The 14,425-nt window shown below is 72.4% G+C and carries 12 protein-coding genes; 3 read left to right on the forward strand and 9 right to left on the reverse strand.

What is annotated here, in order from left to right; all coding sequences use genetic code 11:
- Positions 1-27: 27 nt before the first annotated feature.
- The 4 genes from QMO56_RS06195 to QMO56_RS06210 form a co-directional block, all read right to left on the reverse strand.
- A complete protein-coding gene (locus QMO56_RS06195; protein ID WP_283524194.1) occupies positions 28-549 on the reverse strand; it encodes a flavin reductase family protein in 522 nt (173 codons plus the stop codon).
- A 232-nt stretch (positions 550-781) separates the two neighbouring features.
- Positions 782-1,225 carry a hypothetical protein gene (locus tag QMO56_RS06200; RefSeq protein WP_283524195.1) on the reverse strand — a complete coding sequence of 148 codons (444 nt, stop codon included), beginning with the start codon at positions 1,223-1,225 and terminating at the stop codon, positions 782-784.
- 260 nt (positions 1,226-1,485) lie between these two features.
- The gene (locus QMO56_RS06205) at positions 1,486-2,349 is read right to left on the reverse strand and encodes a nucleotidyltransferase family protein (protein WP_283524196.1); all 864 of its coding nucleotides are present in this window, start codon (positions 2,347-2,349) and stop codon (positions 1,486-1,488) included.
- A 3-nt stretch (positions 2,350-2,352) separates the two neighbouring features.
- Positions 2,353-3,450, reverse strand: coding sequence for a glycosyltransferase (locus QMO56_RS06210; RefSeq protein WP_283524198.1), 1,098 nt, complete (start codon positions 3,448-3,450; stop codon positions 2,353-2,355).
- A gap of 173 nt (positions 3,451-3,623) precedes the next feature.
- On the opposite strand from QMO56_RS06210, the gene QMO56_RS06215 reads away from it, so the two are divergent.
- Positions 3,624-3,938: a hypothetical protein gene (locus tag QMO56_RS06215; RefSeq protein ID WP_283524200.1), complete on the forward strand. Its 315-nt coding sequence runs from the start codon at positions 3,624-3,626 to the stop codon at positions 3,936-3,938.
- 66 nt (positions 3,939-4,004) lie between these two features.
- Here QMO56_RS06215 and ftsH read toward each other — a convergent pair whose 3' ends face one another.
- Entirely contained in the window at positions 4,005-5,846 is a 1,842-nt protein-coding gene (ftsH, locus tag QMO56_RS06220) for an ATP-dependent zinc metalloprotease FtsH (RefSeq protein WP_283524202.1), read from the reverse strand.
- Positions 5,847-6,081: 235 nt separating this feature from the next.
- Between ftsH and QMO56_RS06225 the strand changes: the two genes are divergently transcribed.
- A complete protein-coding gene (locus QMO56_RS06225; protein ID WP_283524204.1) occupies positions 6,082-6,279 on the forward strand; it encodes a hypothetical protein in 198 nt (65 codons plus the stop codon).
- 28 nt (positions 6,280-6,307) lie between these two features.
- Positions 6,308-6,700 (forward strand): hypothetical protein, encoded by a 393-nt coding sequence (locus QMO56_RS06230; RefSeq protein ID WP_283524206.1) that lies wholly within the window; start codon positions 6,308-6,310, stop codon positions 6,698-6,700.
- Here the strand turns inward: QMO56_RS06230 and QMO56_RS06235 are convergent.
- The 4 genes from QMO56_RS06235 to QMO56_RS06250 form a co-directional block, all read right to left on the reverse strand.
- Positions 6,675-7,154, reverse strand: a complete 480-nt coding sequence (locus tag QMO56_RS06235) for a hypothetical protein (RefSeq protein WP_283524207.1) — start codon at positions 7,152-7,154, stop codon at positions 6,675-6,677. The genes QMO56_RS06230 and QMO56_RS06235 overlap by 26 nt on opposite strands.
- 109 nt (positions 7,155-7,263) lie before the next feature.
- Complete coding sequence (locus tag QMO56_RS06240) at positions 7,264-7,869, reverse strand: invasion associated locus B family protein (protein ID WP_283524209.1); 606 nt, start codon at positions 7,867-7,869, stop codon at positions 7,264-7,266.
- 32 nt (positions 7,870-7,901) lie between these two features.
- Positions 7,902-8,717, reverse strand: a complete 816-nt coding sequence (locus tag QMO56_RS06245) for a SapC family protein (RefSeq protein ID WP_283524211.1) — start codon at positions 8,715-8,717, stop codon at positions 7,902-7,904.
- Positions 8,718-8,964: 247 nt separating this feature from the next.
- A complete protein-coding gene (locus QMO56_RS06250; RefSeq protein WP_283524213.1) occupies positions 8,965-14,355 on the reverse strand; it encodes an autotransporter domain-containing protein in 5,391 nt (1,796 codons plus the stop codon).
- Positions 14,356-14,425: the final 70 nt, after the last annotated feature.

Here is a 14,425-nt window from a genome sequence, read left to right on the forward strand (position 1 = left end):
CGAGTTTTCTTGTGGTGGCTGGCCGGCTCAGCCCTGGACCGTGGCCTCCGGCAGGAAGCGGCCGAAGCGGCCGCGGTGGAACACCAGCGGCGCGCCCTCGGGGGCGGTGCAGGATGCCACCTCGCCCACCAGGATGTCGTGGTCGCCGCCGGGATGAGTGGCGTGGAGGCGGCAGCTCAGCTGCGCCACGCAGCCCGGCAACAGGGGCTGGCCGTTCTCGCAGCAGGAGGGCGGCAGCCCCATGAAGCGCTCGCCGAGCGCGCCGACGAAGCGGCGGGCCAGCGCCTCCTGGTCCGCGGCGAGCAGGTTGACCGCGAAGGCGCCGCTGGCCTGGATGGCGCTGCCGGTGACGCTGCCCTGGCGGAGGCAGACGAGGAGCAGGCAGGGTTCGAGGGAAACCGAAGTCAGGGAATTGACCGTCATGCCATGCCGCGCCCCCTGCCATTCCGTGGTGATCACGGCGACACCCGTGGCGAAGGCGCCCATGGCGGCGCGGAAGCTGGCGGGGGTGGCCGGCAACAGGCCGGATTCGGAAAGGGACTGGCTCACCGGGCAATGATCTCGGACGTTTTCGCCAGGATATCAGTGCGGTTTGGTGCTGGGAAAATCCGAAATCAGAAAATCATTCTTGCCAGAAATTCAAAAGGGCCAGAAATTCAAAAGGGCCAGAAATTCAAAAGGGCCAGAAATTCAAAAGGGCCAGAAATTCAAAAGGGCCAGAAATTCAAAAGGGCCAGAAATTCAAAAGGGAAGGTCGGGGGAAGGAATTCCCCGGTCAAACCTATCGGTTTGACCCATCTTCTTTCCGGCGGTTTGGAGCCGCACCTTCCGCCCGCGCGGGAAACCTGAAGAAAGAAGAAGGGGGCCTGGGGGAATTCATTCCCCCAGGCTTGCTTCCTCGGTGCACGGTGCGCCGGTAAAGCGCCGCCCGATGACGCGCCCAATGCGCGCGCATCCAGTCATCGGCGGGACGGTCGTAATAGTCCCGGGCGATATGGCGCGCATTGAGCCCGACGAAATGCGCGCCATGGCTGCCCAGCTCCGGCTGGCGCGGCCAGAAGGGCGAGCAGATCGTGACCTCGTTGGTGCGCACGGCCAGCGGCGCGGAGGCGAGGGAAAGCGCGGCAGTCTGCAGCCCCTGCTCGCCCAGTTCCGAGGTGAGCCGGGGAGGGTGCCCCAGCACGGCTTCCTGCCGGCGCAGCACCGCTCGCAGGGCGGCTTCCAAGCCGAAGCCGGGGGGCAAGCCACGGATGCCGGAATTCCGGGGCGATGGGCTGCAGAAGGCCGCGAACTGCCCGAAGGCCGGCCGCACATCCTCCGCCAGCAGGCACCGATCCGGCGCGGCCTCCTCCAGCCAGGCACGGAGTGCGCCGGGGAGGTCCCACCGGATGGGCGGCGGCGACCAGCACGGGCGCGGCAATCGGCGCGCCACCGGCGGCCATCCCGGCCGGGAAGCGGCGGGCGCGGTCGCCCTCCATGCGGGCATCACTCGCTGCCGCCCGCCGCGCTGGCGCGCCATCCCGGCAGGCCGCCGGCGCCGTCCGCGCGGCCAGGCCGGTCCGGGCGGCGCGGCGCGGCGCGCTGCTGCAGGACGCGGAAGGGCAGCGCCGCCTCCTGTCCGCCCTTCGGCCGGCTCTCCAGCAGTTCCAGCGCCTGGCGATAGCCGTGCAGCGTACCGACATCGGCATAGGCCTCGCCGGCGCGGAGGCCGCGTGCGCGGCCGCCCTGGGCGAGATAGGCGTTGACCAGCGTGCCGATATACTCGTCGCCGCGCCCCGGCTGCTGCCACAGCGCATGCAGCGCATGCAGCACATGGCCGGGCATGCGGAAGGCGCCCCAGACCCAGCGCGAGCGGGCATCGCGCGACTTCACCTGGATTTCCCTGACGCGCCCTTCCGCATCGCTCACCACGGCGTCGAAATGCTCGGGATGCTCGACGGGGAAGAGCAGGAAGGAGAGCTCCTCGGCCGGCAGCAGCGCAAGGCCGTTGCGCGGGAACCAGACCGTGTCGGGCAGGCCCACCAGCACCGACTCCTCGGCGGCGATGAAGGGCGCGGCGCGGAAGATCGCGTCGCACAGCCCGCCCGGCTCGGGCTGCACGACATAGGCGATGCGCGCCGGTCCGATGCTGGCCCCGTAGTAGTTGATGATGTCGCTCTTCCCCGGCGCGATGACGAAGCAGATCTTGTCGGCGCCGGCGGCGATCATCCGCTCGATCAGGTGCTCACTGACGGCGCGCGGGCGCTCCACGCCCTCCTCGATGCGGCTGCCCACCGGCAGCAGCTCCTTCGAGAAGGCCAGCGGCTGGATGCGGCTGCCGAGGCCGGCGGCCGGAATGATGCCCCACATGGCTCAGACCTCCTCGGCCATGGCGCCGGGCGCCGGCGCGGTGATCAGCGCCAGGGCCGCTTCCAGGTCGCGCGCGCGGCGGTCGGCGGTGTGCTCGTCCAGGGTGCGTTGCCGGGCACGCGCCGCCATCCGGCGCACCTCGCCTTCTTCGAGGGTGAGGGCCGCCATGGCCTCCTCCGTCGTGCTGGCGACAAGGATTTCGCTGCCGGGCGCGTAGAACCCCTCCAGCCCTTCCCACCTGTCGCTGAGCACCAGCGTGCCGCAGGCCGCCGCCTCGAAGAGCCGGCCGGAAGGGCAATAGCCCATTTCCGCCATGGCCTGCCGGGTGATGTTCAGCGTCAGGCGCGCGGAGGAGAAGAAGGCGGGATGCTCCGCCGGCGGCAGGTGGCGGACGAAGTGGATGTTGTCCGACCAGGGGAAGTCCGCCGGGTATTGCGCTCCGCCGATGACGAAGCGCCGCTCCGGCAATTGCCGCGCGGGCCGCACCAGCAGGGCCTCCAGGCTGGCCTGCCGGTCGGCCGCATAGGTGCCGAGATAGGACAGATCGGCGCGGTAGGCGGGGGCCGGCGCGGTCGGCCGGTGCGCCTCGGGGTCCACGCTGCCGTAGAGCGGGGCGACGCGCCGCGCGCCGAGCAGCCTGCGCAACTGCGCGAGTGCGGCGCCGCCGGTGTAGCTGAGGACGAGGTCGAAGGCGCCGAGCCCCTGCGGCGGCAGGTAGCCCACCGGCTCGCCGGCCGCCAGCCGCGCGAGGGTGACGGGCGTGTCGAGATCGTAGAAGACGCGGGTCTCGGCCGGCGAATGCGTCACCAGCTCCGAGGCGGCAATGCCGTCCGGGCAGTAGGAGGTGACCATGCCGAGTCCGGCATCGGCGAGATGCCGCTCGGCCAGCGGCCGCACCGAATCCCAGTCGGGATAGAGAATGATCTCGACGCCCGGCAGCGCATCCAGGTCACGCGCGCCGGCATACCAGGGCACGTCCTTCTCGAAGAAGACGATGCGGTGCCCGCGGCGCACCAGCGCCTTGCACAGCGCGCGCCACAATGTCGCATGGCCGTTCCCCCAGGAGGAGGTGATGGTGAGGCCAAAGACGACAAGCTTCATGCAGCGCATCCATCGTGCGTGGGACGAAGGGAACCGATCCAGAGTTCCACAGTTCCGGAGGGCCTGTAACGGCAAGGAAACGTGAGAAGAGGCCGCTGCAAGGCGCGCGGTCGGGGAACCCTCGTGCGGAGCCCCGGTTGGTCAGGCGCAACGCCGAAGCGGGAGTGGAAGCCATGGCGGACGCCGCCACCGACCACGCCACCATCCGGAAATGGGCCGAGGCGCACGGCGGCAAACCGGCAGCGGTGGACCGCACGCACAAGGGCGGCGATACCGGAATCCTGCGCATCATGTTCCCGAAGTCGAAGCAGTCGGAGCATGGCGCGCTCGTCGAGATCTCCCGGGACGAGTTCTTCCGGCAGTTTGACGAAAGCAGGCTGGCCCTGCTCTACGAGAAGGACGGCCTGTTCAACAAGATCATCGGGCGGGACACGATGGAACGCCACGAGCACGGCGACCACCATGCCTCCCGCCACGAGAAGCGATAGCGCGGCGCCGCCGCGGAAGCCGCAGCGCCGGAGGTGGCTCTCCCTCCGTCGCTGCGCCTGCCTGGGTCAGCCCCCTGCGCCCGGCACGGCGGCATGGGCCGGTGCCGGTCCCGCCAGGCTGCGCAACTGTGCTTCATCCAGCGTCTCGCGCTCCAGCAGGGCATGGGCGGTGCGTTCCAGCGTCTCCCGCCGCTCCTTCAGCATGGTCACGGTGTGCTCGAAGGCGCGCTGGACGATATCGTGCACCTCCTCATCCACCGCCGCCGCCGTCTCGTCGGAATAGGCGCGCTCCTGCGCGCCGCCCGCCAGCGGATTGGGGCTGAGAAAGGAGCGGCTGTCCTTCTCCAGCGAGACATGGCCGATCCGCTTCGTCATGCCGTAGCGGGTGACCATGGAGCGGGCGATGTCGGTCACCTTGGCGAGGTCGTCGGCGGCGCCGGTGGAGAGATGGCCGAAGACGATCCACTCGGCGGCGCGGCCGCCGAGCAGCACGGCCATCTTGTTCTCCAGCTCCTGCGCGGTCATCAGGAAGCGGTCCTCGGTCGGGCGCTGGATGGTGTAGCCGAGCGCGCCGACGCCGCGGGGGATGATGGAGACCTTGTGCACGGGGTCGGCGCCCGGGGTGGCCAGCGCCACCAGCGCATGGCCCATCTCGTGATAGGCGACGATCTCCCGCTCGCGCGGGTTGAGCAGCCGGTTGCGCTTCTCCAGCCCCGCCACGATCCGCTCCACCGCGTTGCTGAAGTCGGCCAGGTTGACCGCCTGTGCCTGCCGGCGCGTCGCCAGCAGGGCGGCCTCGTTCACCAGGTTCGCCAGGTCGGCGCCGGTGAAGCCGGGGGTCAGCGCCGCCACCTTCTCGGGGTCGGTGCCGGGCTCAAGCTGCACCTTGCGCATGTGCACCTTCAGGATGTCGATGCGGCCCTTCTTGTCCGGCCGGTCCACCAGCACCTGGCGGTCGAAGCGGCCGGCGCGCAGCAGCGCGGGGTCGAGGATCTCCGGCCGGTTGGTGGCGGCCAGCAGCACCAGGCCGGTCGAGGAATCGAAGCCGTCCAGCTCGACCAGGAGCTGGTTCAGCGTCTGCTCCTTCTCGTCATTGCCCCCGCCGAAGCCGCCCACGCCACGGGCGCGGCCCATCGCGTCCAGCTCGTCGATGAAGATGATGGCCGGCGCCTTCTCGCGCGCCTGGGCGAAGAGGTCGCGCACGCGGGCGGCGCCGACGCCGACAAACATCTCGACGAACTCGGAGCCGGAGATGGAGAAGAACGGCACCTTGGCCTCGCCGGCCACCGCCTTGGCGAGCAATGTCTTGCCGGTGCCGGGCGGGCCGACCAGCAGCACGCCCTTCGGCATCCGTCCGCCGAGCCGGCCGTACTCCTTCGGCGCGCGCAGGAAGTCCACCACCTCGCGCAGCTCGTCCTTCGCCTCGTCCACGCCGGCGACGTCGTCGAACCGCACCTGGGTGTCGTTCTCCACATAGATCTTGGCCTTGCTCTTGCCGACCTGCATCAGCCCGCCCATGCCGCGCCCGATGCGCCGCAGCATGAACATCCAGATGCCGATGAACAGCGCCATCGGCACGATCCAGGAGAGCAGGTCGCGCAGCAGGGTGCTCTCGATCTGCCCCGTGTACTGCACGTTGTACTGCTGCAGCTCCTGCGCGAAGTCCGGGTCCACGCGGGTGGTGGTGAAGCGCGTCTCGCCGCCCGGCAGCGGCTCCTTGAGCCTGCCCTGGATGAAGCGGTCGGAAACGCCGATCTCCGCCACCTTGCCGTCATGCAGCAGCTGCTCGAAGCGGCTGTAGGGGATCGGCGCAACGCCCTGGTACGTGGCGAGGAAATACTGGATCAGCAGCACGCCCAGCAGGGCGGCCATCCAGTAGCTCAGGTTGAACCGGGCGTGCGGCTTCATGGCTGCTCCCTGGCGTGTTGCGTCATCTCCGGGCTCCACCGCGCAGGCCGATGGCCGCGCTGCCCGGATCTCCCGCCCTCCGGCAAACGGCTCAGGGCGGGGGATGTTGCATCCCGGCGGAAGGGCGCTGCACGGGCATGTGACGCTCCGGCCTGCAACGGGCCCTCTCGTCGCGCCCTTACCCCGGGTGATTGGCCGCCCCAATGGAGGCCCGAGTGGAGGCGGAGGAGAGACAATGGACGACCGGAAACGCTACGAGACAGCCCGGCCCAGCAATGTCGGGCCGCATGACGTCAACAAGGACCAGGCGGACCCCCAGGCCAGGCGCCCCGTGCCGGAGAAGATGTACAACAACGAAGTCGGCGGGCAGGCGGCCATCGTGGGGCCGCAGGGTGGTAAGAAGCAGGCGCAGGAGCCGGTGAAGAAGGACTGAGCCGGCCTCGCGGAGAGCGGGGTGTGCGATGCCCCGGCGCTTCGCGGGCTGGCTGCTCGACCCGGCCGATCGCGCCAGCCTGCTTTCCGCTCGCCCGGCCGTCTATCCCCGCATCCTCGCGCACCATGTCACGCTGAGGTTCGGCGTCCCGGCCGGCTTTCCTCTGCCGCGCGAGACGGAGGGCTTTGTCGTCGGCCTGGCCGATGACGGTGCGGGCATACAGGCGCTCGTGCTCGAGATCGGTGGCACCACAAGCCGGCCGGATGGCCTGACCTACCACATCACCTGGTCGCTTGCGGCGGGTCGCCGGCCCGTGGAGAGCAATGCCGTGCTGCAGGAGCATGGCTGGACGCCCCTCGGGCGGCGCCGGGTGCGGCTGGAGCCCCGCCTCTTTCTCAGCCCTGCGCGGCCTCGCCCGTGAAGCCAAGGCCGCGCAGCGCCGCGATCGAACGCTCCGCCGAGACATGGTGGATGAAAGTGCCGCCCTTCCGCTCCCATCCCTCGCGGAGCGAGGCGCGGTCGTCCACCAGCACGCAGCCCGGGCCGGACCAGCGCGGCTTCTCCCGGCTCATGCAGGTGATCACCGGTACCTCCGCCCCCAGCATCTGCGCCACCCAGCGGCGCTTCTGCTCCGGGGCCCAGGCGCCGAGCGGCAGGCCGGTCAGGATGGTCGGCCGGTGCGGTGCGCAGAAGCGCCAGAGCGCCTCCGCATCCTTCATGAACTCCAGCGTCTCGAAGAAGCGGGGCGCCCGCGCGAGCGCGGACCACATCGTCTTCAGCGGCAGCTCCTCCGGCCGCTTGCCGGTCACCGCCTGAACGCCACGGTCGAAATCGGCCAGAACGCCATCGAGGTCGAGGAAAAGGCCGGTCATCATCGGGTGCATATTTCCCGGAGGAAGGCCGAGGGGAAGGCCGGGGGGAAGGAATTCTCCCCAGACCTTCCATCTTTTTTCTGCCCGCTTCCCGCGCCGGCGGCCGCGAGGATCAGCCCGGCTCGCGCTGCAGCGCGTCGAAGGCGGTGCCGAAGCCCCGGAAGGAGACGGGGATGGACATGTCGCTCTCGTTCGCGAGCTTGTACTCGATGCGGCCCATGCCGCCCTCGCGGCTCCGCAGGCGGCGCTGCAGCGCCTCCGTCAGCTCCGCCTCCAGCGTGCAGTTGGCGGGGGTGCAGGTGCGGAGCTGGAGCGGTACCGGCTGTCCCCCTTCCTCCGGCAGCAGCCGGGTGGCGCCGGGCGCGAAGACATTGGCGGGCACGGCGACGATCAGGCGCCAGGGCTGGCTGCGCGCCAGGCGGCCGACGGCGATCTGCGCGATCGGCTGCTGCTGCTGGTTCTGCACGCCCTGCGCCATCTCGCAGATGCGGCTGGCAGACGTCGTGCCCTCGGCGGCGCGGTTCTCGCAGCGCACGACCCAGTCGCCGTAGCTGGAGGAGGTGCGCTCCGGCACCGGCGCGGCGGGAGCCGCGGGTGTGGCGGCCGGCGCCGCGGGCCGGGCCGGCGCCTGACGGGAGGACTGCGCGGCCGCCGGCCCGGTGGCCAGGGCCAGGAGCAGGGCGGCAGCGGACAGCAGGATGAGCGGCGCCTTGGTCATCGGGGGCATCCTCGGTCTTGTCGGGGCGCGGGTCAGGCCGGCTTGCCTTCGGCCAGGTGGAGCACGCTGCTCCAGGAGCCGCTGGCATGCAGGACGGCATAGGCGGCGCCGAGCCAGTGGCGCCGGCGCCACTCCAGGATGGTGTCGTCCGCGAGTTCCTCGAACCGCTTGGTGTTCATCATCAGGAAGCCATTCAGCCGCGCGCTGCCGCCGCTGCGGAACTCCACGCGCGCCTCCTGCGGCTCCAGCACCTCCGCCGCCTTCAGGGCTGCGGCGAAGCGCTGGGTCTCCTCCAGGCTGGCGCGGTAGTCGGAGCAGAAGCGCAGCATCTCCTGCAGGAAGGCGCTGGGCTTGCCATCCTCGAAAAGGAGGTCGCCCGAGCCGGTGTGCAGCGCCGGGGCGTCCGGCTCGATGCCGAGATGCAGCTGGTTGCTGCCCTCCGCCTGCAGGAAGATGAAGGGATAGGCGCGCAGATAGGCCGGCAGGTAGGTGCCGGCGCGCCAGCCGCCCTTGTCGTCCACGAACAGGTTCTCCCCGGTGCGGTAGCCAAGCACCGCCAGCGGCATGGGCAGCGGGCCGCTCGCGAAGACGATCGGGAAGTGGCGGGCGGCGAAGGGCAGCTCGACGATGCTGAGCGGCACGGCATTGGCGCGCGCGGCGAAGCTGAGGCCGGCGGCGCGGTCCAGCCGCAGCCCGGCATGGCGGGCGGGGTCCAGCGGCTCGACGCGGCCGAACAGGGGCGGCATGCCCGGGGCGGGCTGCGGGGCGGGCTGCGGGGCGGGCTGCGGGGCGGGCTGCGGGGCGGGCTGCGGGGCCGGATGGGAAGAGGCGGGGGAGGCATCGGCCATGGGGCGGCACTCCTGGCGCGGACCGCGTGGGAAGGCGGGCGCCTGCAAGAACAGGGAGAAAACGTCGTCCGGCAGCGCCGGGGGAGCGTGGGGGCGCGGCGGACACAGGCGGGCCGCCCCTACGCGGCGTCATCTGCCGTCGCTGCCCTGCCTTGTCCAGCAGGAACTCCCGACGCGCGGCGAGGCAGCGCCGGATGCAGAGGCGGCAGGGTGGGGCCGGGGCGCCGCGCGGCGCCCCGGCCCGCGCTCACCAGGCCCAGCGCAGGCCGCCGCTGACGGCCTGGCCAGTGTAGTTGGTGCGCAGGTCCACGCTGTAGTTGAGGTACAGCGAGGCCTGCGGGCTGATCGTCAGGCTGGCGCCGAGGCCGCCGAGCAGGCGGTCCCGCCCGGTGGCGGCCGTGGCGGTCTGGATCGGCACGGAGGACACGCCGATCAGCGTGGCGCCGGTGTCGGTCGCGACATCGCCGAACTCATGCGCCCATTGCAGGCGCACCGCCGGGGTCAGCACCATGCCGGAGGAAAGCGGCAGGCTGGTGCTGGCGCGCAGGCCGAGCGTGCTGCGGGTGGCCGTCACGCTTTCGCTGTCCACATTCAGGCCCAGCACGCCGGCGCCGCTCTCGGTGGCGCCGTCGCGGTCCACCATGTCCATCCGGAAGCCGACGCCCGGCTGCAGGGTCCAGCCACCCAGCGTGTAGTGCAGCCCCGCATCCACCCCGCTGCCGAAGCTCGTGATGGAGGGCGAGGCATGCGCCGTCATGCCGAGCGCGCCCAGGTTCCGGTCGACATCCATCTGGCCGAAGCTGCCGTTGACCTGCGCATCCGCGAAGAAGCGCGGGCCGGTATAGCTGCCATAGGCCGCCAGATGGCCGGTGCTGGTGTCCGCCTCGCCGCCAGTGGCGGAGGAGGTGACGCTGCCCGCCGTGTAGCCGGCCGCGAGGCCGAGGCTGAAGCCGCTGCCCAGCCCGGTCTCCAGGCCGACCGCCACGCCGCCGCTGGAGGCGTGGTAGGCGGTGGTGCCGTCCTTGGCGCCCGTGTGGAAGGTCTGGCCGAGGCCGCTGATCCAGGTGGTGAAGCGGCCCTGCTGGACGGTCAGGGCGCGGCTGGTCACCGCCCCGTCGGCCCGGCGGGCGGCCTGCTGGTCGCTGATCGCGCCGGCGAAGAGACGGCTGTTGTCCACCCCGGCCATCAGCGCATCGCCGTAGATGGCGCCGCCCAGCCGGATGGTGGCGTCCTGCACCTGCGCCGTGTTGAGCGGGAACAGGGCGGCCAGGCCGGCCTCGATCTCGGCATCCGCGCGCACGCCAGGCTCCGGCCGCAGCGCGTCCAGCGCCCGGCCGACCGAGAGCTGGTTCGGTGTCTGCTGGACGCCGAGCAGGGAGAGCTGGGTGTAGGAGCCCGGCGTCACATAGAGGCTGAGGCTGGTGGGCAGATAGACGGCGTCCATCCGCGTGCCGGTGGCCAGCCCCTCGGGCTGGACGAGGCCGCTGAAGGAGCCCTCGACCGCCGCCGCCTGCACCACCGTGAAGCCGGTGCCGACCGAGGGGGTGTAGGCGTTGGTGGCTGAGCCGGCGATCCCGCGCAGGATCGGCGTGATGGTGCCGGCCGCGGTGAAGGTGGCGTCCTGTACGACGACGCGGCTGTAGTTGCCGGCGCCGCTGCCCGTGCCGGTGCCGTCGATGTCGAGCGCGAAGGTCGCCCCGTCGGACAACGTCACCGGCGCGGTGAAGGTCAGCGTGCCCGGGCTGTTGCCCGGCGCCAGCGTGCCCTCGACCGTGGCCGGCGCCGCGACGGTGCCCGTGCCGCGCAGCGTCGCGCCGGACTGCACGTCGAGCGAGGCGGCCTGGATCGTGCTGTTGGCGTAGAAGGTGCCGCCGCTGATCACCAGCGGACCGCCGAGGCTTGCGCCGCCGGTCAGGTTCACGCCGCCGCTGCCCAGGGTGGTCAGGCCGCCCACGCCGCTGACGGCGCCGGCGAAGGTGACGTCGCCGCCGGCCGTGTCCACCATGCCGTTGCCGCTGTTCACGACCACGGGCTGGGTGAAGGTGACGCTGGCTGTGGGCTGCAGCGTGCCGCCGGCGAAGACGATGGCCGGGGCGCGGGCCGCGGCATCGTCCTGCGTGAAGATCGGCTTGGACTGGTCCACCAGAAGCGATGCGAGCAGCAGGTCCACCTGGTTCGGCTTGTAGAGCGTGATCAGCTCCATGCCGTCGATGCTGCCGGCGAGGGTGGCGAAGCTGCCGGTCACGCCGCCCGAGGCGGTGAGCAGGGTGTAGAGGCTGTCCGGCGCATAGGGGCCGCTGGCCGGGATGATGCTCAGCCCGCCGTCCAGCGAGGCGGTGCCGGCGATGGTCAGGGTGGAGGCGGCGCTGGGCGTCAGCGCCACCTGCAGCGTGCCGCTGGAGGTCTGGACGTAGTTGCCGCCCACCGTGAGGGTGCCTGGCGCCCCGGCCATGCCCGGCGCCACGACGCCGGCATTGACGAGGCTGCCGCCCACGGTGCCGGTGCCGGCAAGGCCCGCACCGGGGGCGACGCCGACATCGCCGCCGGTCCGCGCCATGGCGTGCTCGGCATCGCCCAGCAGCAGCACGCCGCTGCTGACGGAGGTCAGGCCCGTATAAGTGTTGACGCCATTGAGGGTGAGGGTGCCGCCGGCCACCTCCAGCCCGCCCGTGCCGCCGGCGGTGCCCTCGAAGACGCCGCCATTGAGGACCCGGAGCTGCTGTGCGCCGAGGGCGATGCCGCTGCCGGCAACGCCGTTCAGCGTGTTCAGCGCGACCGCGTCCGTGGCGCCGCTGATGTCCAGGGCCGCGCCGGAATTCGCCAGGACAAGGCCGGAGGAGGAGGCCACCGAGCCGGCGCCGGCGATGGCCAGCGTGCCCGCCTCCACCTGGGTCGCGCCGGTATAGATGTTTGCGCCCGCCAGCGTCAGCGTGCCGCCGGTGACGGTGAGGCCGCCGGTGCCCGCGATGCCGCCGGCGAAGTTACCGCCGCCGGTTACCGTCAGGCTGTTGGCGCCCAGCGTCACCGCGCTGCCCGCCGCGCCGCTCAGGCTCTGGAGGCTGCGCGCGCCGGAGGCGGCGGAGATATCCAGCGCCGTGCCCGCGGCCGCCAGGGCCACGCCCGAGGAGGGGGCGATGTCGCCCGCGCCGTCCAGCGCCAGGGTGCCGCCGGTGACGGAGGTCGCGCCGGTGTAGGTGTTGGCGCCCGCCAGCGTCAGCGTGCCGCCGGCGACGGTGAGGCCGCCGGTGCCTGCCGCGGTGCCGGCGAAGCTGCCGCCATCCGCGACGGCCAGGGTGTTGGCGCCCAGCGCCACCTCGCTGCCCGCCACGCCGTTCAGCGTCTGGACGGCCGGCGTGCCGGAAGCCGCGGCGATGTCGAAGCGCGTGCCCGGGGCGGCCAGCGTCACGCCCGAGGAGGCGGCGATGTCGCCCGCGCCGCTCAGGGCCAGCGTGCCGGTGTTCACCAGGGTGGCGCCGGTGTAGGTGTTGGCGCCCGCCAGCGTCATGGTGCCGCCGGCAATGGTGAGGCCGCCTGCGCCCGCGATGCTGCCGGCGAAGCTGCCGCCATCCGCCACGGTCAGGGTGTTGGTGCCCAGCGCCACGCTGCTGCCCGCCACGCCGTCCAGGGTCTGGACGCCACGCGCGCCGGAGGCGGTGGAGATGTCCAGCGCCGTGCCGCCGGCGGTGAGCGCCACGCCGGATGAGGTGGCGATGTCGGCCGCGCCGGTGAGGTTCAGCGTGCCGCCCGAGATGGTGGTCGGGCCGGAATAGGCCTGGGCCGTGTTGAGGGTGAGCGTCCCGGCGCCGGTCTTCTCCAGGCCGCCGATCCCGGAGATCGCGGCGGAAACCGTGGCGTCATGGCCGAAGGTGTCGATGATGCCGCCGCCGGCGCCGAGCGCGACCGGGCCGCTGCGGTCATAGCCGTCCACGTCCACCTGCAGCGCGCCGCCGCCGCTCAGCACCAGCCCGCCGGTGCCGAGGGAGGAGACATTGCCGATCTGCAGCGTGCCGCCGGAGATGGTGGTGCCGCCGGCATAGGTGTTGGCGCTCTGGAAGACCACCAGGCCGCTTTCCACCGCGACCGCGACCGCGGCGCCCGCGCCGGTCCCGGCCGTGTAGCCCTGGCCGGCCGCGACGCTGGCGGTGCTGTCATCGGCGATGGTGCCGCGGACCGTGGTCGTGTTGCCGCCGCCGGGCGCGAAGCGGGCGGTGGAGCCACTCATCAGGAAGAGGTCCGAACCGGCCGCGGCGCCTGCCGTGCCGGCAATCACGCCGGTGGAGCCGGCCGTGCCGCCGGTGACGGCGCTGCTGGAGAAGTCTCCCGCGCCGATGATCAGCGAGGCGCCGTCCCGCACGAAGACCGCACCGCCGAAGGCCGCGCCGCCGCCGCCCGAGCCGTCCGAGCCGCCGGCGCCGCCGCCGACGCCGCCCAGGGCGCGGTTGCCGCCGCCGCCGCCGAAGCCGCCTGCGCCGCCATCGAAGGCCAGCACGGCCGAGGACTGCGAGCCACCGCCGCCGCCGCCGCCGAAGCCGCCACTGCCGCCATTGCCATTGGCGCCGCCGCCGCCGCCGCCGAAATCGGCGCCGTCGCCGCCGCTGGTGCCGCCATGGCCGGCACCGCCGCCGCCGCCATAGCCGGCCGCGTCGGTACCCGGGTTGAAGGCGGAGCCGCCGGCGCCGGCCGTGCCGGCCGGGAAGCCGTTGCCGCCGCCGCCGCCGCCGCCGCCCCAGCCCGCACCATCATAGGCCGCGCCACCCTGGCCGGCGCCGGCACCGCCGCCGCCGCCGCCGCCGCCCGAGGCGGCGGCATAGCCGGCGCCGCCGCCCGCACCGTTCACGCCGGTGCTGCCGGCGAGGCCCGCGCCGCCCCCTGCGCCGCCCGCGCCGCCATTGCCCGCGCCGCCGGCCGCGCCGATGGGGGTGACGCCGCTCGCGTCATAGACGCCCGCGCCGCCGCCGCCGCCGCTGAAGCCGCCGCCGCCGCCCGCCGCGTCGGCCGGCCGTCCGCCGGAACCGCCCAGGCCACCGCCGCCACCCCCCGCGCTGCCCGGGCCGCGCGTGACGTTGCCGCCCGTGCCACCGGTCGCGCTGTTGTTGGCGAAGTTGACATTGGAGACGGCGACCGCGCCCGCATTGACGAAGATCGCGCCGCCCGCGCCCATGCCGCCGCCGCCGCCCGAGGCGCCGGCGCCACCCTGGGCACTGCCATTGGCGATGGTGAGGTTCTCGACCGCCACCGTGCCGCCATTCACGAAGAAGACGCGGTTCTGGTTGTTGCCGCTGATCGTCAGGCCCGAGGCGCCGCTGCCGTCGATGGTGACGCTGCTGCTGATGACCGGCAGCGGCGCGCCCAGCACCACCGTCGTGTTCGCGAGCGACGAACTGAAGGTGATGGTGGAGCCGGGATTGGCGTTGGCCTGCGCGATGGCCCAGCTCAGCGAGCCGGCGGCGCCGGTATTGCCCGTGTCGGTGGCCTGGGTGACGACATAGTTGCCGGCAAGCACCGTCTGGGCCGCGAGGTGCCCGACCGGCGTCAGGGCGGTGAACAGCACCAGCCACTGTGCCAGGCGGCGCCCGCGGCTCGCCGGGCGCGATGAATTTTCGCGCTGCCGGTCCACACCCATTTCACTCCCCCGCATCGTCATCTCTCGCATATCCCCTGGCGCCGTGCGCCACGTATTCGGTTCCGTTGCACGCATGCCCGCCGGC

This window comes from Roseomonas sp. E05 (genome assembly GCF_030063475.1).
GTDB lineage: Bacteria > Pseudomonadota > Alphaproteobacteria > Acetobacterales > Acetobacteraceae > Pseudoroseomonas.

Excerpts from the sequence above, each read along its gene's own strand:
- QMO56_RS06205 (WP_283524196.1), bottom strand. The coding sequence starts at position 2,349 with ATGTGGGGCATCATTCCGGCCGCCGGCCTCGGCAGCCGCATCCAGCCG.
- QMO56_RS06210 (WP_283524198.1), bottom strand. The coding sequence starts at position 3,450 with ATGAAGCTTGTCGTCTTTGGCCTCACCATCACCTCCTCCTGGGGGAAC.
- QMO56_RS06215 (WP_283524200.1), top strand. The coding sequence starts at position 3,624 with ATGGCGGACGCCGCCACCGACCACGCCACCATCCGGAAATGGGCCGAG.
- ftsH (WP_283524202.1), bottom strand. The coding sequence starts at position 5,846 with ATGAAGCCGCACGCCCGGTTCAACCTGAGCTACTGGATGGCCGCCCTG.
- QMO56_RS06225 (WP_283524204.1), top strand. The coding sequence starts at position 6,082 with ATGGACGACCGGAAACGCTACGAGACAGCCCGGCCCAGCAATGTCGGG.
- QMO56_RS06230 (WP_283524206.1), top strand. The coding sequence starts at position 6,308 with ATGCCCCGGCGCTTCGCGGGCTGGCTGCTCGACCCGGCCGATCGCGCC.
- QMO56_RS06235 (WP_283524207.1), bottom strand. The coding sequence starts at position 7,154 with ATGATGACCGGCCTTTTCCTCGACCTCGATGGCGTTCTGGCCGATTTC.
- QMO56_RS06240 (WP_283524209.1), bottom strand. The coding sequence starts at position 7,869 with ATGACCAAGGCGCCGCTCATCCTGCTGTCCGCTGCCGCCCTGCTCCTG.
- QMO56_RS06245 (WP_283524211.1), bottom strand. The coding sequence starts at position 8,717 with ATGGCCGATGCCTCCCCCGCCTCTTCCCATCCGGCCCCGCAGCCCGCC.
- QMO56_RS06250 (WP_283524213.1), bottom strand. The coding sequence starts at position 14,355 with ATGCGGGGGAGTGAAATGGGTGTGGACCGGCAGCGCGAAAATTCATCG.